This window comes from Nonomuraea glycinis, assembly GCF_014646515.1.
Lineage (GTDB): Bacteria > Actinomycetota > Actinomycetes > Streptosporangiales > Streptosporangiaceae > Nonomuraea > Nonomuraea glycinis.
In genome coordinates, this window is sequence record NZ_BMNK01000001.1 from 650,690 (window position 1) to 669,990 (window position 19,301).

The 19,301-nt window shown below is 70.6% G+C and carries 15 protein-coding genes; 4 read left to right on the forward strand and 11 right to left on the reverse strand.

The window, feature by feature from the left end:
* Positions 1–140: 140 nt before the first annotated feature.
* Together IEY87_RS03050 and IEY87_RS03055 are read right to left on the reverse strand one after the other, a co-directional pair.
* Positions 141–1,451 (reverse strand): SLC13 family permease, encoded by a 1,311-nt coding sequence (locus IEY87_RS03050; protein ID WP_189136893.1) that lies wholly within the window; start codon positions 1,449–1,451, stop codon positions 141–143.
* A 1-nt stretch (position 1,452) separates the two neighbouring features.
* Complete coding sequence (locus IEY87_RS03055; RefSeq protein WP_189136894.1) at positions 1,453–2,640, reverse strand: CaiB/BaiF CoA transferase family protein; 1,188 nt, start codon at positions 2,638–2,640, stop codon at positions 1,453–1,455.
* A 134-nt stretch (positions 2,641–2,774) separates the two neighbouring features.
* Between IEY87_RS03055 and IEY87_RS03060 the strand changes: the two genes are divergently transcribed.
* Positions 2,775–3,659 carry a LysR family transcriptional regulator gene (locus tag IEY87_RS03060; protein ID WP_189136895.1) on the forward strand — a complete coding sequence of 295 codons (885 nt, stop codon included), beginning with the start codon at positions 2,775–2,777 and terminating at the stop codon, positions 3,657–3,659.
* 120 nt (positions 3,660–3,779) lie between these two features.
* On the opposite strand, the gene IEY87_RS03065 is transcribed toward IEY87_RS03060, so the two are convergent.
* On the reverse strand, positions 3,780–3,938 hold the full coding sequence (locus IEY87_RS03065; RefSeq protein WP_189136896.1) for a peptidoglycan-binding domain-containing protein: 159 nt from the start codon (positions 3,936–3,938) through the stop codon (positions 3,780–3,782).
* A complete protein-coding gene (locus IEY87_RS03070) occupies positions 3,898–5,415 on the reverse strand; it encodes a CHAP domain-containing protein (RefSeq protein ID WP_189136897.1) in 1,518 nt (505 codons plus the stop codon). Before IEY87_RS03070 ends, IEY87_RS03065 begins: the two co-directional genes overlap by 41 nt.
* A gap of 500 nt (positions 5,416–5,915) precedes the next feature.
* On the opposite strand from IEY87_RS03070, the gene IEY87_RS03075 reads away from it, so the two are divergent.
* Together IEY87_RS03075 and IEY87_RS03080 are read left to right on the forward strand one after the other, a co-directional pair.
* The gene (locus IEY87_RS03075) at positions 5,916–6,080 is read left to right on the forward strand and encodes a hypothetical protein (protein ID WP_189136898.1); all 165 of its coding nucleotides are present in this window, start codon (positions 5,916–5,918) and stop codon (positions 6,078–6,080) included.
* Between the two features lie 23 nt (positions 6,081–6,103).
* On the forward strand, positions 6,104–6,385 hold the full coding sequence (locus tag IEY87_RS03080) for a hypothetical protein (RefSeq protein WP_189136899.1): 282 nt from the start codon (positions 6,104–6,106) through the stop codon (positions 6,383–6,385).
* Between the two features lie 44 nt (positions 6,386–6,429).
* On the opposite strand, the gene IEY87_RS03085 is transcribed toward IEY87_RS03080, so the two are convergent.
* Both IEY87_RS03085 and IEY87_RS03090 read right to left on the reverse strand, forming a co-directional pair.
* Positions 6,430–7,890 carry a radical SAM protein gene (locus IEY87_RS03085; RefSeq protein WP_189136900.1) on the reverse strand — a complete coding sequence of 487 codons (1,461 nt, stop codon included), beginning with the start codon at positions 7,888–7,890 and terminating at the stop codon, positions 6,430–6,432.
* Positions 7,890–10,469 (reverse strand): glycosyltransferase, encoded by a 2,580-nt coding sequence (locus IEY87_RS03090; protein WP_189136901.1) that lies wholly within the window; start codon positions 10,467–10,469, stop codon positions 7,890–7,892. Before IEY87_RS03090 ends, IEY87_RS03085 begins: the two co-directional genes overlap by 1 nt.
* A 98-nt stretch (positions 10,470–10,567) precedes the next feature.
* Here IEY87_RS03090 and IEY87_RS03095 point away from each other — a divergent pair, with 98 nt between their 5' ends.
* Positions 10,568–11,716, forward strand: a complete 1,149-nt coding sequence (locus tag IEY87_RS03095; protein WP_189136902.1) for an MFS transporter — start codon at positions 10,568–10,570, stop codon at positions 11,714–11,716.
* A 12-nt stretch (positions 11,717–11,728) separates the two neighbouring features.
* Here the strand turns inward: IEY87_RS03095 and IEY87_RS03100 are convergent, their stop codons facing one another.
* The 5 genes from IEY87_RS03100 to IEY87_RS03120 all read right to left on the reverse strand — a co-directional run bounded on the left by IEY87_RS03100 (position 11,729) and on the right by IEY87_RS03120 (position 19,266).
* Entirely contained in the window at positions 11,729–12,739 is a 1,011-nt protein-coding gene (locus tag IEY87_RS03100) for a lantibiotic dehydratase C-terminal domain-containing protein (RefSeq protein ID WP_189136903.1), read from the reverse strand.
* Complete coding sequence (locus IEY87_RS03105; protein ID WP_189136904.1) at positions 12,736–13,899, reverse strand: thiopeptide maturation pyridine synthase; 1,164 nt, start codon at positions 13,897–13,899, stop codon at positions 12,736–12,738. Before IEY87_RS03105 ends, IEY87_RS03100 begins: the two co-directional genes overlap by 4 nt.
* Before the next feature lie 31 nt (positions 13,900–13,930).
* A complete protein-coding gene (locus tag IEY87_RS03110; protein WP_189136905.1) occupies positions 13,931–16,645 on the reverse strand; it encodes a lantibiotic dehydratase in 2,715 nt (904 codons plus the stop codon).
* A 140-nt stretch (positions 16,646–16,785) separates the two neighbouring features.
* Positions 16,786–16,980 (reverse strand): hypothetical protein, encoded by a 195-nt coding sequence (locus IEY87_RS03115; protein ID WP_189136906.1) that lies wholly within the window; start codon positions 16,978–16,980, stop codon positions 16,786–16,788.
* Positions 16,981–17,118: 138 nt separating this feature from the next.
* Positions 17,119–19,266, reverse strand: coding sequence for a TOMM precursor leader peptide-binding protein (locus IEY87_RS03120; RefSeq protein ID WP_189136907.1), 2,148 nt, complete (start codon positions 19,264–19,266; stop codon positions 17,119–17,121).
* Between the last annotated feature and the right edge of the window lie 35 nt (positions 19,267–19,301).

Genomic DNA, 19,301 nt, shown 5'->3' on the forward strand with positions numbered 1-19,301 from the left:
CGGTGTGCGTCCGGGAAGTGCCAGGCCACCTCGCCGGTGTCGATCGACAGCGCGCACGGCCCCTGGACGGGATCGGGGTTGGTGACGATCAGGCTCTCGGTGGGATCGAAACCGATCGCGCCTATATCTCGGCGCCGTGCCTACCACCAGGCGAACGCGAGCCAGGCGAGGAGGGGTGCGACGAAGATCGAGATGACACCGTACGTGAGAAGCTGGCGGAACAGGCGGGGCCGGGCCGACGGTTCGGCGGCGCCGAGGATCAGTCCGCCGGTGATGCCGAGGGGGTTGATGTCGACCAGCACCGAGGCCAGGGCGAGGGCGAGCACGCCGCCGACCGGGGAGAGGCCGCCGGCCACCAGCGGGGGCAGCAGCGGCATGGCGGTCACGAACACCGCGATGGAGCTGGCGGCGAACGACGTGACACCGGCGATGTAGCACAGCACCAGCAGGCTGAGCGCCGTCGACCCCTCGACCTGCAGCAGGTCGCTGATCTGCTTGAACGCGCCCAGATGCTGCATCAGCCCCACGTACGTCAGCAGACCGCCGATCAGCAGGACGACGCCCCACGGGATCATCGAGACGATCGCGCCAGGCTTCAGGCCGAGCACCAGTTGCAGGATCATCGCCGCGGTCAGGCCGAGGTAGCCCACGTTCATGTCGAAGCCGACCGAGAGGGCGACGACGGCGAGCAGGGAGAACACCGTGAGGGCGCGGGCCTTACGGCTTCCCGGCGCGGCCGGGACGGCGGTGTCGTCGGACGGGCCGGTCGTCGCGTCCTGTGGGTCCGGTGAGGCGCCGGTCAGGCCGGTGAGCCGGGCCGGGGCGGTGGCGCGGCCACGTGGCAGGGCGCCGGTCCGCGACCCGACGAGCAGGCAGGCCACGCATACGGCCAGCCCGGTGAGCAGCCCGCCCAGCAGGAAGGTCACCGGGGCCGAGCCGGGCAGGTCGATGCCGAGTTTGGTGCTCAGCTCGCGGGCGGTGACGCCGTAGACGGCGAGCGGTGAGAGCAGTCCGCTGATGATGCCGGTGACGCCGAGGACGGCGGCCAGCAGCGGCGAGATCCCGTACCGCGCGGCGAGGCCCAGGGCGATGGGGGCGACGATCGCGGTGGCGGCCGCGGGCAGGGTGCCGACCGCGGTCAGCACCGCGCCGACGACGAAGGGGACCAGCGCGACCAGCAACAGCCGGCCGCCGACCAGGCGGAGCAACAGGTCGAGCAGCCAGTCGAGGGTCCCGTTGAGCTGGGCGGCGGCGAACAGGGCCGTCACCCCGACGATGAGCACGAAGAAATCGGCGGGGAAGAACCCCGTCACCTCGTTCGCCGGCACCCCGGCGGCCAGCCCGAGGAGGAACGCCGCGGACAGGGCGGCCAGTCCGAGGTCGAACCCGGGTCTCAGGGTCGCCACGAAGAGGGCGACCAGCACGATGATGGATAAGACTGCCATGGTCATGTCAGACCACTCCTCGGTCACGCAGGTCATCGATCTCCGGCTCGGTCAGCCCGACGAGATCCCGCAGTATGTCGGTGGTGTGCTCACCGAGAGCCGGTGCGCCGTGGCCGATCGTGGCGTCGAAGCCGGAGAAGCGGCCGGCCGGGGCCTGCATGAGACGCGGCCGCCCCGAGCCTTCGCCCGGCACCTCCACCACCGACCCGCGGGCGCGGATGTGCGGGTCGGCGCAGACGTCCGCCGCCGAGTTCACCGGCCCCGCCGCCACCCCGGCCCCGATCAGCGAGGCCATCAGCGGCTCCAGGTCGTGAGCCGCGACGAAGGCGGCGACGCGCGCCTCGATCTCCTCGCGGTGCTCCAGCCGGGCGGTCATGGAGTCGTGGACGGCCAGGTCCGGAGCGTCCATGACGCCGACCAGCCGCCGCCACATCTGCTCGGTCGAGGCGGGCAGGGCCAGCCAGCGGCCGTCGCGGGTGCGGTAGAGATTGTTGGGGCTGATGTGCGGATTCTCGTTGCCCTGACGCTCCCGGCTCGCACCGGTCGCGCCGTACTCGACGACGAAGTCCTCCATCATCCGCAGCAACGGCTCGTACAAGGGGATGTCGGCCAGTTGGGCCGCACCGGTGAGATCCCGCTGACGCAGCGCCAGCAGAGCCGCGAACGCGGCGTAGATGCCGGTGACGCCGTCGGCGACGGGATAGCCGGAGAAGACCGGCGGCCGATCCGGGTCACCCGTGCGGTAGGTCAGACCCGCGAAGGCCTCCGCCACCCGGGCGAAGCCCGGCCGCTCGGCGTAGGGACCGGTACGGCCGAACGCGCTCACGTGGACCATCACCAGGTCCGGCCGGTAGGCCCGCAGGTCGTCGAAGTCGATGCGGAACCGGCGCAGGGTGGCCGGGCGGAAGTTGGTCACCACGATGTCCGAGGCCGCGGCCAGCCTGCCGACCAGGTGGGCCGCCTCGGGGTGGTGCAGGTCGATCGTGACGCTCCGCTTGGTGCGGCCGAGCATCGTCCAGGCGGCCGACACGCCGTCCTCCAGCGGCGGGTAGAGCCGCGCCGGATCGCCCTCGGCGGGATGCTCGATCTTGATCACCTCGGCGCCGAACTCGCCGAGCAGTGCGGACGCCAGCGGGCCGGCCAGGATCGTCGACACGTCCAGGACGCGCACTCCGCTCATCGGGCCGTCGGACACCAGGAATTCCTTTCACATCGTGGACCTCGCATCGGGCCGGTACGAGGCTCACGTCACTATCGCTCCGCCGTCGGAGCGCTGGGAAGGCAGGATTCGACTTCACGGGTGAAAGGTTTTCCTTCTATGGTGGGCCGATGCGGGTGGAGCGAGCACGCTATTTCCTGGCCGCCGTCGAGACCGGATCGCTGCGTGCGGCGGCCGTCCGGTGCGGGGTCAGCCAGCCCACCGTCGGCCAGCAGATCGGGTTGCTGGAGGAGGAGCTCAACGTCGTCCTGCTCACCCGCAGCCGGCACGGCGTGCGGCTGACACCGGCCGGCCAGGCGCTCCTCGCGCCGCTGGGTCAGCTGGTCGCGGCCGAGGAGGCGGTGCGCGAATCGGCCATGCAGGCCGGCGGCGCCTACCACGGCCGGGTCCAGATCGGCGCGGTCTCGGTGTCCGCGGAGACGATCATCGCGCCGGTCGTGGGCCGGCTCCGGGCCCACCATCCCGGGCTGCGGTTCACCGTCCGCGAGGGGGCCTCGGCCGACATCGAGGGTGCCGTCCTCGATGGCGAGCTGGACTTCGGGGTGATCACCATGCCGATGGGCCCGGCCGCGACGGGGCTGCACCGTCTGCCGCTCCTCTCCGCGCCCGTCGGGGTCTACGCGCGCACCGACCATCCGCTCGCCGGTCGTGACCAGGTCGAGTGGCGCGACCTGGAGACCTGGCCCATCGTCACCATGCGGGCGGGCACCGTGATGTGGGAGGTCCTGCACCGGCACCTGCCCAGTCCCGGCATCGTCGTCCAGGCCATGTCCGCACGCACCGTCAAGGTGATGGTCGGTCAGGGGGCCGGGCTGGGCATCCTCGCCCGGTTCGACACCTCGGCCGACATCGCCGACCTGGTCTGGCTCCCGCTCCGCGACACGGAACCCGTCCACCTGTGCCTGACCCAGCGGCAGGACAGCCTGCCCTCGCAGTCCGCGCTCATCGTCCGCAGACTCATCCGGGCCAGGGCCGACGAACTGGAAGCACGGTGAGCCGCGCCGGCGGTCCTCCACACGGAACGCAGGTGACCATCGGTTCACGAGCGGTCACCGTGACAGAACCCCCGCGCGGTGGCGGGGGTTCGGGCGGGTCCGGCGAACCCGCGGGGGCCGTCAGCGCACGGCGAGCAGGACGGGCCAGGTCTGCGGCCCGACGACGCCGTCGGCCTCGAGCCCCGCGGCCGTCTGCAGGGCGCGGATACCCGTGGAATGGGCCGGGGCGAAGAGGGTGTCACCGATGCCTTCCAGCCCTTGGACGTCCCTGGCGAGCATCAGGTGATGCATCGTACGCACGTGCGGACCCTGGTCGCCCTGCTTGAGCAGCGGGAGTTCGTTCACGATGGCCTCCATCCAGCTCTCGGTCTGTTCGTAGTCGGGGTTCCAGAACCCGGCGATCACCGACGCGCCGCTTGCACACGTCGCCGGTGTTGTACGTCGGGATGTAGTCCTGCGTCACGTACAGATGAGACGAAGCGCTCACCGAGATGCACATGACTCCCTCACGGCCTGCCGATTCCACCGAGACGATGCGGCGGTGATACGCGCCTGACCGCTTCTTGGCCATGACCCAACGCTCGGCTTTCCTCGCCAGGCGGAACGGGTTCTCGGGAAGGTAGATGTTGCGGAGAATCCACGCGTTCCTGCCGGGTTGCTTCTCGGCCTGCGCCGGCGAGGTCCAGGTAATCCCCCGCTTGGCATGAACATTGCAGTTCCCGCCAAGCGAACGGATGAGCTCCTGCACATCACGCGCGAGGCGCTCGGACACCGTGCAGAACTCCGCGCGGCCGATGCTGTCGATCGAGCCGTCTGTGTCCATGAGCCCGCGGAGCAGTTCTAGCCGGACCGGGACCGAGGCGGTGAGGTAGGTCTCTGGGATGTGCTTCTCCCAGGAGCGCAGCCCCAGAACACCCATGTCCCCAAGAGCGGCGAGAAGAGGGTTGGCCTTCCACCGGCTTGGGCCGCGAACCAGGTAGGTAGCAGTCACAGCGCCCCGGTAGCTCTTCCGAGTGGTGTTCCCGAACTCGCACCCCTCAGGAAGGAGCCCAGCGAGGTGATCCACGATCTGCTGCTCGACGGTAGTGATCTTCACCTGATCGGCACGTAGGGAACCATCGCCCAGCAGAGCTCCGAGGAGATACGGGGCGGCGGGCGGCGCGCCTGGCGCGTCGAACTCGACCGGCGCGAGGGCTGGGAGACGAACGCGGCGGCCAGCATCGACCTTCGCCTTCACGTCCATTGTGGTCAGTACGACGGGCGCCCCTCCGTCACGTGTGGTGACCTCCCACAGGTGCTCGTCGCAGGCGAGCGCAGACTGTCCGCTCGCAGTTGTGACCCGGTAGATGTCACGCATCCCCTTGGGGTGAATGCCGGTGACCTTCGACGACTGCCCCATCGGGTCGATGACCAAGTCTCCGATCCTCAGCTGCCCTATGGTCGTCCACCCGGTAGGCGTGAGCACGGGCGCGCTGTAAGGCTGCGCATTACCTTCTATTGTCTGCACTCGACCATCTTGCAGGTTCTTCTCGACGATCCCGATGTGGTCGATCCGGCCGATGGAGTCGGTGCCGTCCCAGTCGAAGAACACCAGCGCGCCGGGCCGCGCGTGCTGTTTGATCTCGGCGGTGGTCCCCGCATGCCAGCGGCCCAGCCCTTCGCCGTCCTGGGCGTGCCACACCGTGTAGGCGCGATCGCCCTTCGGCAGGACCGCCGTGGCGTTGTCGGAGTGCCGTGCCCAGTAGGTGATGGCCATGTTGCACCACGGTTCCCGCAGGAACTGCGAGCCTACCGACCGGGCTTATACACTCAAAACCACCAAATCATCATTAACATGCCTGATACGGATATTTATTGATTATCAGCTATCGTGGTGGTGAAACATCGCGAATGGCCTGAAAACAGTCGCATCGTAAGGAATAGGCAGTAGGCCATTGTCGAGCGAGCCGGCCGCCCTTATCCGTAGGCGGCCCTGGGCAACGACCGGAGTTGCCGACCCTTCACGTGTACGGCGAGGAAACGGAGACCGCCCTGACCTCGGCGCTCCAGGTCACGCTGGGAAGGACCGCCTAGCCCCGCATCGGGTCACCGTTCAATACGAGGGGAAAAGAGGGAATTGTTCGTATTCATCTGAGCGCTCTCCAAGAAGGACAACTTGGTAACTTCCCTGGGTCTTGGAGAACGGGCGATGTCATGGCACGCCAACGCGGTGCGGATCGATTGATCCGATCCACCCGGGGATGAAGGGAGGACGCAATGTCCGAGGACGGAATACCTGGGGAAAGCAGCCTCGACACTCCCGTCGACTGGAGTCAGTTTCCCGAACTGGTACGCGCGACGACCTTCGGTGGCGACATCGACGCCTACCTCACCGACATCGGGGTCGACCCCTCTGTCCTGAGCGGTGATGACATCGTCTGAAAGGTAGGATCGCCATGGTCTGCATGACCGAGAAGCTGACCGCGGGAGTCGCCGGCTCCGCCGTTCTCGCCAGCGGCGCCGGGCTCATCGCGTCGACCGCGACCGGCCCCGCCTTCTTCGCCGTCGCCGTTGGGTGGTTGACGACGTGTGCGGGATACGGCATCGCCCTGGGGAAGGTGGCTCTCTGCCTGGAAGCCGGCGGCCACCCCGAGATGGCGCAGACGATCCGAGAGAAGGCGGACGCCATCATGCGGGAAATCGAGGCCTTCAAGGAGTTCGCCAGATCCGTCGGCGCGAGTATGTGAGCTCCGCGTTCCCCTGAGGCCGGACGTGGCGCCGCGAACGTCGATTATCGGGCGTTGAGTTCGGTGTTGATGATCGCTTCGACCAGGACTTCGCCGTTCGGGGTCAGTTCGATGTGGCCGGTCGGTTCGTTCAGTCGGAGGAGGCCGCGGTCGGCCAGTGAGCCGAACTGCTCACGCCACGGCCCGGCGAAGAGGGATTCGCCGGGGAAGCGCTCCCGGTGTGGGCGGTCGTCGAGGGGGCGGAGGGTGGAGAGGGCCATTTTGATCGAGCGGGCCTCTCGTGCCCGGCCGGAGAAGCCTGTGGCCGAGCCGAGTGGGATGCGGCCTGCCTCGACGTGTTCGGCGTAGCGTTTCCAGTTCACGTCGGTGATCGCTTCCGAGGCTCGGCAACTGGAGCTGCCGCCGAGGCCGATCGCCACTTCTGCCTCCTGCCGGTCCTGGTCGACCATGATCGACTTCCACTTCTCCGGGCCGAGACCGTCCCGGGCGAAGTACATCGTCGGATGCTCGGTGTAGCCGCCCGCCCGCAGTCCCTCGGTGAGGATCTCGCGCATCTGGTACTGCTCGCCCAGCGGCGGCCAGCGGTGCCCGGCGCGCACCAGCCGGTCGCGGTAGTCGGGCAGTTGCCAGGCGGCGGGCTGCACCCCGGCGACCCCGGTCCGGGTGTCCGTATAGGACTTCAGGTGCAGCTTGGTGCAGACCACCGCGGTCGGCCGTTCGGTGAGCACCACCTCCAGGTCGCGGCGCACGCTGTCCACGCTCTGGTCCAGCAGGCCGTACATCAGGTCGATGCTGACCCAGTCGAAGCCGGCGCGGTGCGCGTTGCGGATGAACTCCACGCACATGTCCGCGGTGTGCTCCCGCCCTGACTGCCGCAGCACCGGGTCGTCGAATGACTGCACCCCGCTGGACAGCTTGGTGCAGCCCAGCTCGGCGAGCAGGTCGAGCTTGTCCGGGGTGAACGTGCTCGGGTCGCCCTCGAAGCGGATCGTGGTGTCCGGGCCGAAGCCGAAGTTCTCCCGGTAGAAGTCGAGCAGCCTGCGGATGGCGTCCTTGGGCAGCAGCGACGGCGTGCCCCCGAACACGTTGAACTCGCCGACCGGCGCCGAGGCCAGCGCGGGAACCCGGGCCAGCCACAGCTTCCCCTCCCGGATGTTCCAGTCCACCCACTGGTTCGCCTGAGCCTCGGTCACCTCCTGGCTCCCCTTGAGCAGGACGACCGGGTACTGGCAGAACCGGCAGCGGTAGGCGCAGGTGGGAATGTAGGACCACAGGTGGATCGGGGCCGTGCCGGACAGCTGCGCGTCGAGATCGTCGAGAAAGGACTCGGGGGAGTAGCCGGATTCGTTGCCCGGGAAGACATGCGCGCCGAAGGGATCCTCGACGACGTACTCCAGCAGGTGCCGGTTCTCCGGCGCGGACAGCACCTCCGTGACGGCGGGCACCGGCGCGGAGCGGTCGGTCTGCCGGAGCGAGGCCAGCGCGTCCAGGTAGCTCGTCGTCATCAGAAGACGCCCCCGTTGCCGAAGTAGTTGTGCGCCTCGCCGGACTCGCGATCCTCGCAGTAGTACTTGACGAACTCGGCGAACCGGTCCGGCGGCACGTCCCGCAGGCAGGGCGGCAGCGGAGGCGGGTAGCCGATGTCCGCCCCGACGGTGGCGCGCAACCGCGCGAAGATCTCCTCGGCGAACTCGAAGTACAGCCGGAAAGAAGGAGTCTTGTACGAGTGGATCGGCGTGAAGTCGACCACCCGCATCTCGTCCTTGATCTCCGCGATGCGGCGGCCCAGTCGCTCGGCGAGGTCCGCGCCGAAGAACTCGATCACCGCGTCGTCCTCCAGCAGAGACGGGGTGAGCAGCACCGGCAGGATGGTGTTCTTCGGGGTGAAGTCCTTGATGGAGAACTCCCACGCCTGCCTGGCCTCCTCCTCGGTGAGATCCTCGTCCGCCGGGCCGGGGTCGGCGATCCGGATGTCGCGCATCACGATGATGCCGTCCGAGCCGTACGCACGGCCGGTGATCACTTCGTCGATGGCATGGTCGACCCGCCTGGCGTTGATCTCCACCCGGGACTTCGGCGCGTAGAGGATCTCCTCGCCCGAGCCGCGCACCTTGATGCCGAAATCCCAGTCGTCGGAGAGGTGGTTGACGAACCGGCCGTCCCTGAGCTGATAGAAGATCTCGATGCCACCGACGCGGTCGTAGGTGCCCCGGTCCACGGCGAAGCCCTTGCCGTCGGGAAAGCCGCCGAACAGCGCGAAGGTGACCGCGCGGCAGCGCAGCGTCCGGGAGATGGCGTCCCACAGCCGCGGCCGGCCGGCGAAGCGCTCGGCGGCGTAGTAGTAGTCGCAGACGCCGATGGCCGCCTTGCCGGACTCCATCGCGCGGCACAGCTCGAACAGCCAGTCCGGGTCCACCCGGCAGTCCGCGTCCGCGGACACCAGCAGGAGCCGCTGGTCCGCGCCGGAGCCGCGGCCCTTGCTGCGCGCGCTCGCGAAGTCCATCCCGGTGCGGCGCGCGCAGGCGACGCCCTGCTCGGGCTCGGACAGCACGTGTACGGCCAGATCCGGATGTTCCTCGGCGAACCGGCGCGTGATGGCCACCGTGTCATCGGTGGAGTTGTTGTCGACCACCACGATTTCGTACTCGGCGCGGTCCATGCCGCGCTGGCGGTAGAGCGAGTCGAGCACGGCGGGCAGGTCCGCGGCCTCGTTGTACACCGGCAACACCACGCTGGCCTTCGTACGTCCGCCCATCGGGGTGAAGAAGAGCCGGTCCAGCAGGCGCTCGGCCTGCCCTTCGCGGAAGTGCCGCTGCCCCAGTGCGTAGTTGTGCTCAGCCATCCTCGCCCGTTCCGTCTCGTCCGTGAGCAGCTCGGCCACCTCGTCCACGAAGGACGGCGTGGGCAGATCCGTGGCGCGCACGTCCAGGACGGGCGCGCGGAAGCCCTTGGTGCCGTAGATGGTGTCGTAGAGCTCGTACTCGCTGGTCAGGTACGGCACCCCGGCGGCGATGGCCTCGCCGATCGGGTTGCCGTAACTCTCGTAGTCGTAGGAGGTGAGGAAGGAGGCCACGGTGGCGTGCGCGAGCAGGTCCCGCACGGAGTAGCCGGACCCGCCGGGGTCGGCGTCGTACGGCCGGAGCCGCCCGCCGAACACCACCCGGTCGGCGACGCCCAGCTCGGCGGCTAACGCGGTGAGCCTGGCGAACTCCGCCGGGTCCTCCGCCCGATCGCCGGCCACGAACAGGTAGGCGCCCGGCAGCGCGGCGAGCAGGTGGAGGTCGCGGTCGATCCGCTTGGGCGGCACGATCCTCGTGTAGCGCGCGATCAGCGGGGCGTGCTCGGGAATGCCGTGGTCGGCGCGGAAAGCGGCGTTGCCCTGGTCCACCTCGGCCCGCCGATGGCGGAAGGTGTTCGGCAGCACGCTGATCTCCCGCAGGTGCGGCGCCCACTCCAGGGTCCGCCGCCTGGCCTCCTCGTGCAGCGCGACATAGTGAATGAACGGGCTGTTCACCGGGACCGGCGTGTGCGGATAGGGAAAGCGGCCGTACCTGCCGGTGCTCGGCTCGCTCTGCCACATCAGATCGTGGTCCCGCCATAACACGAAGCGACCGAGCCGGTGACGGCTGCCGTATTCTTCGATCGCCCGGTAGAGCGCGGTGGTGTATATGACGTTCTCGGGCAGCGTCCCATTCTCGACGACGACGAAAGAAACGTCATTATTCTCCCACTGAGCAATAATCCGACTTTGCAGCTCGGCGGCGATCGTATTCATCACCGAACGTAGCCGGGTGTCGTCGTTCCGTCCGATGACTTCCGCCAGCACGGCCGAAACCAGCGCCGGAGTGTAACCGTCGATGTGCTCGATGCCGTCGATCCTGCCCAGCTCAACCCACTCGGGCAGCAGCTCCGCCTCGTTTCGGTACGGCCTGAAGAAAGCGTTCTTATCTGCTTTGATGTCGTAACCGAGATCCAGGTGCACCCGGAGCCCCTGGGCTCGGAACAGTCGCGCCACCTTGACGAACTCGACGATTACCCCGGAGATGGGCGTGGCGTCGAAGGAGATCCCCCACAGGGCTGACATGGATGCGTCCACGCTCCCTTACACACCGTTAACAAATGGTTAATCGGTGAAGTTAATGTTACGTCCGAATACATCGACAGCACAACGGGGAGCTAACTTTGACATCTTCGCGAATCGCGGTCGCCGTGTCATTCGTGGTCAACGGCGCGCTCTACGGATCGTGGGCCGCCCGCGTTCCGGCGCTCGCCGACCAGGTCGGCGCCGGGGTGGACGGCGTCGGGCTGGCGCTGCTCGGGCCGGCCGTGGCCATGGTCCTCACCACCTCCCCGGCCGCCAGGGCGTGCGCCCACTGGGGTCCGCGGCGGGTGCTCGTGACCTGCCTGACGGCGGCCTGCCTCCTGCTGCCGGTGCTCGGCCTGGCCGATTCGGTGTGGACGCTCGGGCTGGCGCTGGCCCTGCTCGGCGGGCTGATGGGGGCGGTGGACGTGTCGATGAACATCGCCGCCGTGGCCGTCGTACGCCGGCTGGACCGGCCGTTGATGCCGGTGTTCCACGCCGGTTTCAGCTTCGGCGTGCTGGGGGGTTCGCTCGGGGCGGCGGGCGCGGCGGCTCTGTCGTCGCCGCCCATGGCGCAGTTCACCGTGGTCGGCGTCGCGGCGCTGGCCACGGTCGCGGTGACGGCGCGCGCGATCCCCGACAACCACGCGCCGGGCGAGGACCGGCCCGCCGGTGGATTCCTGCAGGTGATGTCCCGGGGCAGGTTGTGGCTGCTGGCGGGCGTCGCGTTGTGCGCCGCGGTCGCCGAGGGCGCGTGCGCCGAGTGGTCGGCGTTGTTCCTGGTGACCGAGCGGTCGGCCGGCGACGCGGCCGCGGCGGCGGCCCACTCGGGGTTCGCGGTGGCGATCGCGGTGACCCGGCTGACCGGCGAGAGGGCACAGCGGCGGTTCGGGCCGTACCGGCTGCTCATGCTGAGCGGCATCCTGGCCGCCGCCGGACTGTTCCTGGCCGCCGTGGTGCCGTCCGCCGTGGCCGGGTACGCCGGGTTCGCGATCGCGGGGATCGGGCTGGCGTTCTGCTTCCCGCTCGCCATGGACCTCGCCGGGGCGGCGGGCAATGAGCCGGGCGGCACCGGCGGAGACCGCGAGCTGGGCTTCGTCACCACCGTCGCCTACGCCGGCCTGCTCGCCGGGCCGCCGATGATCGGGGGAGTGGCGACACTGGCCGACCTGACCGTGGCGATGGGGCTGGTCGGCGTGATCGCCCTGCTCATCGTGCCCGTCACCGTCGCCGCCCGGCCCCGATGGTAGGCACGCGTGGACTCATCGCAGGCTGTCGACGGTGAGGGCCGCCATGCGGCGTAGCCGCGCCTCCTGGCTCAATGAGGTGCCCAGCCGGTTGAGGTGCAGGTGCAGGCAGCGGTTCAGCGCGTGGGTGATGGGCCGGGGGTAGGCGGGGGAGAAGGCGCCCTGGAGCTGGAGAGCGGTCAGCCGGTCGCGTAGTTCGCGGACGGAGCCCAGCCAGGCCAGGACGGGGACGTGCGGCGCGGTGGCGGGGTCGGTGGTCCGCAGGCGCTCGGCCATCGCGGTGAGCTCGTCCCGGGAGCGGGCCCAGGCCGCTTTCGTCTGCTGTGCGTCGGAAGTCGTGCCGGAAGTCGTGCCGGAAGTCGTGTCGGAAGTCGTGTCGGAAGTCGTGCCGGACGTCGCGGTGGGGGAAGTCGCGGTGGGGGAAGGAGCCGGAGGGGCGCCGTTCATCATCATCCGGGCTCGGTCGGGGACGGGAGTGCCGGGGGGCGCGGTCGGCAGGCTCAGCAGGGTGGCCAGGGTCATCGTCATCGCCGCGGACAGCCGCTGGGACGGGGGTGTCCGCAGCGTGTCGAGGGCTATCGCGGTGGAGGCGCAGAAGTGGCGTTCGACCGCGGCCAGCGACGGTCCGTGGCCGAAGGAGGCGTGTTCGGGCGGGTAGGGGACGGCTCGGATGGTGTCCGGCGGGAGCAGGTGGCGTTCGTACACGGAGAGACTCTCGGCGGCGGCGAAGTCGGCGGCGAAGCGCTCGTAGCCGGCCGGGTCCATCGGGTGGCGGGAGGGGTGGGCGCGCAGGTGGGCGCCGAGCCGATCGGTCACCCGCGCGCGCACCTCGCCGGTGCGCGCGGCCGGGGCCCGCATGCGGAGCCGGAGGTGCGGGCCGCCGTCCCAGTAGCGCAGATAGAAGAAGCCGAGGACGAGACCGTCGGCGACGAGTTCGGCCATGAGCGGGGCGACCTGGGTCAGCAGCAGGTCGTCATGGTCGTCGTGCCGGAAGACGTGGACGCTCTCCCACACCGGCCCGGTCACCGTTCCTCGCCGAGCGACTCGACGGGCGACTCGACGGGCGACTCGACGGGCGGCCTCGGATGCTCGGCGACGAACCTGCGCAGGAACTCGATCGCGGACACGTCGTACACGTCCTCGATGGCGTTGGCCGCCAGGTGGCACAGGAGGCCGCGTTCGCGCAGCGCGATGCCCGAACGCGTCAGGAACGAGTACGTGTAGTTCAGCACGACGCGGTAGCGCTGGAACACCGGGTTGCCGAACCCTCTCGCCAGATACTCGTCATTGCTGTACGCCAGGCGCAGGTACTCGCTGCCGCCCGGTGCCGGGGGGACGCGCCGGCCGGGGGCGAAGGGCGAGGCCACCACGCCGCCTTCGATGATCGGATCGGCGCGCTCGGCGTGGCTCACGATCAGGTCGGCCCAATCGAGGACGAAGGGGAGAGGCGCGGAGGTGCCGTCCAGCGTGTGGATCACGGCGCGCATGCGGCCGACGACCAGGTCGCGATTCTCCTGGTATTTCGCCTCGAACGCCGACCGCCAGGTCTCGGGCTCGGCGCACCGGTTGAGGAAGCCTTCCGCGTGCGCCCGGAAGGAGCCGACGTTGCGCCGGAGCCCGCCCTCGGCGTGGGCGGTGGTGAACAGCAAGGTCAGCATGAGCAGATCCCGGCGATCGTCCCCTTCCCTGATATATCGCAACATGTCCAGGTATAGCCCGTTGCTCTCCACGGCGAAGTCCGTGACCAGGTCCGCCACCTCCTGGCTGCCTCCCACCGCGTGCGCCCGGGACCGGTACGGCGGGAAGGTGATCGTGTTGTCGGGCTGCCACGGGGTGAGCGGCCCGATCTCCTCCTCGGCCTCGGCGAGCACCCGGTGCCGGGGGAGCAGGGCCCGCTCGTCGAGCCGGGCCGTGGACGGATGGTCCCTGAGGTAGGCCCCGATCGCCTCCTCGATCGCCGGGCGGATGACCCCGGCCCAATCGTGGTCGGCCGCGCGGATGTTGATGCGGACATGCGGTCCCTGACGCCAGTGCGGGACGACGAAGACGGCCTCCGTCACCGCGGTCAGCCGATCGAGCAGCGGGCGCACGGCGTCGACCAGGAGCCCGGACTTGTCCTTGTCGTAGTAGTAGACGTACGCGCTGTGCCATCGCACCGCGGCGTCCCCGGCGGGCCGCATCGTCATCCCATCACCTTTCTCCCGAGGGCCGGGGCCCTCACCGTTCACCGCTGTCCTCGGTGGCCGCCAGATCGAAGATGTACTCGGTGACCCGCGACCCGTGCTCCCCGTAGCGGGGCACGTCCGGCAGGGCCGGAAGCGCCTCCTCCAGCACCACCAGCCGGTCCGGGTGGCCGAGCGCGCGGACGAAGTCCTGGAGCAGGAACCAGTTGGTCACGTCGACGTACAGCGGCTTTCTGCTCTTGATGGGCCCCTGGGTGCCGTAGCCGTAGCGGTCCTCCATGACCCGCGCGAAGAACGCGCGCGGTATTCCCCGCTCGCCGAGCCATCGCGCCAGCCGGATCAGGTAGACCCCCCGGTCCTCGCCCTTGGCGGGGGCCGGGAACTCCCCGGCGCGCATCCGCCAGCGCGCCCGCGCCAGCACCACGGCGCCGACGGTGAGCCGGGGCGCGTACTCCACGGCCGAGGCCGGTGGGTAGCGCAGTCCGCCGCGCAGCACCCAGCCGGGCATCATCACGGTCGGATTCGCACCGAAGCCGCGTACCAGCAACGACTGTGCGGGCGGCAGGAACACCTCGGACGTCAGCCCCAGATGCAGCGGGCGGAGCGGCGAACCGCCGGGCCCGCGCAGCACCAGCAGCTCGCGGTCCCCGTCGTACTCGACGAGCAGTTCGGTCGGCGGGATCCCCGGCTCGGCGTCGTCGCCACCGGTGAAGGGATAGTCGATGACCGGCGACACCCGCGGGCGCAGGTCGAGATTGCTCCCGCCGCTGACCCGGAACTCCGCGAACGCCGGGTCCACGACCACCGGCTCCCCGGCATCGGCGGCCTGGTCACCCGCGACGCCCAGCAGGTGACGGATCCGGCCCATCCCCCTGCGCGGGCCCGTCACCACCCCGTTGACGACCAGGCGCGGCCCGTCCGGCGCGGTCATCACCTGCCCGTACACCGAGATCGACGTGGCGGGGGGCACGAAGGGCGGCCAGGAGGCCGTCAGCTCGTCCAGCACCGCGACCGGCATCGGGTTCCCCTCGCCCGCCTTCTCCTGAGCCGCGTGCAGAACCTTCCAGAAGGTACGGCGAAGCTCGCCGAGCCGGGCCACGCGGGGGCCGTAGCGATCCCGCACGCGTCCCGCCCCCGGCCCGAGGGGACGCGGTGCGACCTCCAGGAATCTCCGCACTGCCCGCTCCGCGCCGGTTCCTGCCTGCGGGTCCATGTCGTGGATCCGCCGGTAGAACGTGAGAAAGGGCACCGAGCCGGCCGGGCCGTAGACCTGGAGGAAGTAGTCGGCGAGGGCGATCTTCAGGGGGAGGCTGGGATCGAGTAGCGCGAGGAACCGGCGGACGTGGTTCAGGTCGTCGTACATCGGCCGCAGGCTCGCGCTCGGCCGGCGCACGGCCGTGCCCGCGAGCACGTAGCTCTCGTGCATGAGCCGCGGGGATCCGGCCCCGGTGCCGGCGGGCGCCAGCTTCTCCGCCAGGCGGTCGGCGTCCGCCCGCCACTGACGTTTCCGCTCGGCCGGGTGCAGCGCGTACGCCGTTACGGCCGCGTCGATCGCCCGCAGGGACGCCAGCAGGCGGGCCGGCTCGCCGGTCGGCTCCGGCAGGGCGCGCGCCATCCAGTCGATGAGTCTCGGCAGGGCGTCGGCCGTCCGGTCGGAGAAGGGCGGGCACCGTTCCACCAGGCCGCCGTCGATCAGGGTGGTGAGGAGCCGGTCGACCGTCGCGGCGTCGCCGGCGAAGGTGAGCCGTTCGGCGACCGCGCCGTACGTGGCGCCCGGATCCGAGCGGATGACGTCGAGGACGGCGCGCAGGGACGCGCTCGCCGGAAGGGAGTTGATGGGCTCGGCGAGGAGGTGACCGAGGAACCACAGGCGGCCGTCCTCCTCGACGGCGCTCGGATTGACCCGCAACACGACGGCGTCCCGCAGTCCCGGCTGCCGGGCCGCCCGCAGCCAGGAGGCGTAGACGACGGACCGGTCGGCCTCGGCGACCCCCACCATGCGAAGGTCGTCGGTGGCCGGCGCTGGACCAGGCCGGCGACGACGGGCCCCGGTCGCCGGGAGGTCCCGGGCGGGGGCGGCGGCGTCGCCCTCGGGACTCCACCGGCCCAGGCCGCTGGCGGCGAACGTCGCGTACGGGCTGGTCTTCATGGCGGCGCGGGCGAGGTACTTCGCGAGCCGGAGCAGCGTCTGCCGGCCGGGTGCGCGGTCGTCCGGCGCGTCCAGCCACGCGTCCAGGCGCTCCGACAGGTCCGGGCTGCTCTGCGCCAGGCCCTGACGGAACTCGAAGAGCCGGGTGGCATCACGCAGCACGGCCGTCTTCTCGGTGAGTTCGTGATCCAGCAGCCCGGAGATCCCCGCCCGCACCCGGGCCAGGCGATCGAGATCGTCCAGCCAGGCGGACAGCTCGCCGGCCACCGGCCCCGGGAGGAAATCCATGATCGCCGGAGTCAGGACCCGGGCCCGCGGCCTGCGCCCGGCGAAGAGATCGCGTCGAAGGGCGACGAGGGCCGGTTTCAGCTCCGGCCGCCGGCCCGCTCCGATCAGCGCGTGCAGGACGTCGGCGAGGCGCTCGCCCTCGGCCGTCACCCGCCCGGCCAGCCGGACCGCCTCGTCCACCTCGGACCACGTACGGCGGAAGCGCAGGGCGGCCACCCGCTCCGCCGGGATGCCGGCGACGCGCACCCCGAAGATCGTGTCCGCCGCGTATCCCGCACCTCGCGGCGCGCGCGCTCCCGAACCGGGCGTCATGACCACCGATCCCTCACCGATCCCACCTGTCATCCGCTCCTGTCGTCCGCTCCCGTCGTGCGCGGGGCCCGGGTGTCCCGTGGGGCCGGAGACACCCGGACGCCGCCCGCCGCCGGCTGGTCACCGACGGCCGTCAGGGACTAGATCTCGTTCTCGAACTCGTCCTCCAGCACGAAACTCGGCGTGCTGTTGGTGCCGCAGATGGTGGTGGTCTGCGAGCCGGCGAGCTCGGTCATGGCGTGGCCTTCGGTCATCCGCTCGACCGACTCCACGGGCATGACGCTGACCGATTCGATGGCCAGGGTGGACAGGTCGAACAGGGAATCGTTGTGCATGGGAACCTCCTGTTGGTGGGGTTTCCTCTCGTCCGAGAGGTCATGACGGTCACCGCACCGGAGCGAGCGGCGGGGCCCGTGCCATTGGGGACTCCTCTCGTACGGCTCGGGGACGGTCCTCCAGCCGGTCGGCGTGGCTCACGGAAACGGATGGGGGTGCGGGTTGATCTCGTCGGGGCGCAGGTCACGGTCCCGGTAGCCGAGCTGCCGGGGCACGGTCAGCAGCCGCGGCAGGCCCTCGGTCCTGCGGTAGGCGTGGCCGAAGGTCATCGGCAGCATGCCGGGGACGATGACCTTGGCGGAGGCGAACCCGCCGGCCGCCTGCTCGGTGGAGGTGGTGTCCACCGCGATGACGTCCAGGCCGGTGGCCAGGTACCGCCAGGTGAGTTCGCGCAGGTCGTCGGACAGGTCGGGGTGGCTCGGCCAGCCCGCCCGCGCGGCGACGGCGCCCAGGGAGAGCGGTGGGCCGCCGGTGTCGAGGAAGCCGGCCCGGGACCGGGTCGCGGGGTGGGTGTACAGCGCGGCGTGGTCCGCCATCTCACGCACCAGCAGGGGATCGGTCACCATCGGCGCGACGGCGTCCGGATCGAACCCGTCGCCCAGCGCCTCCATGAGACTGGTGATCTCCCACAGCGTCGACAGCACCGCGCGCTCGGGGCTGAGGTGGGCCGCGGCCCCGAACGCCATCGCCGGCCGGGCCGGGTCGGTGTCGTTCACCGCGAAGGTCATGAAGGTCGGCACCCGCTGTTCCAGCATGGTCGAGAAGACCGTCACCCGGTACCCGTACCGCCGGGTCAGCAGTTCCTCGGTCAGCGGGATCCTGCGGTCTGCCGCCGAGTCCAGCGCGACGCGCGGCACGGGCAGACGCGCGTACCAGGTCATGAGGAACGCGTCCCGCTCGGCCAACTCCAGCAGGCCGTGCAGGATCGCCTCCTCCAGGCAGGAGCCCGCGGCGCAGCCGTTCGACGACTCGAACATCCACCTCGGGCCGCCCCCGGTCGGCGGGCCGTAGTAGACGGCGGATTCCGGGACGAGCACCGGAGCCGCCCTGGCGAACGAATAGCCCCAGACCCAGCTCGTCTTCTGATCCGGGGCGAACGGCACAAAGGGGTAGTCCGGCAGCCGGTACAGCTCTTCCGGGTGGGTGCCGAGGGTGCGGGGGTCGATCGCGTCGGCGGCGAGTTGCTCGTACGAGCCGTGCACGGTCGTCCGGCGGCCTCCTGGACGCTCGCCCGCGCTGCGTTCCAGCGCCTCCGCCAGCGCGGTGAGCCCGGCCGAACGGTAGTCGGCGGCGCGGCCGTAGCCGTGCTGGGACTCGTGCCCGACCCGGCCCGGAGCCAGCCGGGCCACCGCGGTGGGCATGCCGCCGACCGATCCGGTGGCCACGGAGCCGATCAGCCCGGTCTCCGCGTCGACGTACCGGCCCCGCAGCTCGGCGTCCCTGCTCCGCAGGTCGCTCAGCCGGAAGCCGGGGGACGCCTTGTCCTTGGGCAGCGGACGGTCGCCCGGGATCGCCCCCGCGCCGGTGTCCGGCGGCAGGTCCGCGCACCACGGACACCACGGGTCGGCGAGGAAGCGATGCCTGCGCGCCGACCCGTCCAGCACGGACAGCCGCAAGATCGCGCCGTCGGTACGGGCGGCGTCCGGGCCCTCGGGCACCCCGTCCGGCTCGCCCCGCACCAACCCGTCCAGCTCGCTCCGCACCAGCAGGGCCCCGTCCGGCTCGTCCCGCACCAACCCGTCCAGCTCGCTCCGCACCAGCAGGGCCCCGTCCGGCTCGTCCCGCACCAACCCGTCCAGCTCGCCCCGCACCAGCCGGGCCACGGCCGCCGCCAGCATCGGCGGGACCATCGAGTCGGTGGTCTCCCGTGGCGCGGACCCCGGCCGCTCGCGCAGCAGGCGACGGGCCGACGCGTCCTGCCGGTTGCGACTCTGCCTGCGCCGCACGCACAGGGGACAACCCGGGCGCGGCGGACGCACCAGCGGGCCGATGGTGATCCACCCGCTGTCGAGGCTGACGGGCAGCCAGGGCGTCCGCCTGGCCGACGCGTACTCCTGGACCGCCCGCTGGGAAGCGTGCTCCATCCCGTGCGAGACCACGACGACCGCCGAGTACGCGCCCGCCCTGCTGCCCGTCAGGTCGTCCACCGACCCGACGGCGACGTACGGGATCCGGCCCGCGCCGCCGATGGCCTCGGCAACCTGCCCGGGGCCGAGTACGGCGACGGCGGTGGACGGCCGGGCCTGCGCCCGCGGCGGGGGAGTGTCCGCTCGCGTCTCGGTCATCCGGCGACCGCGGTCAGCACCGGCCCTCGCCCGTA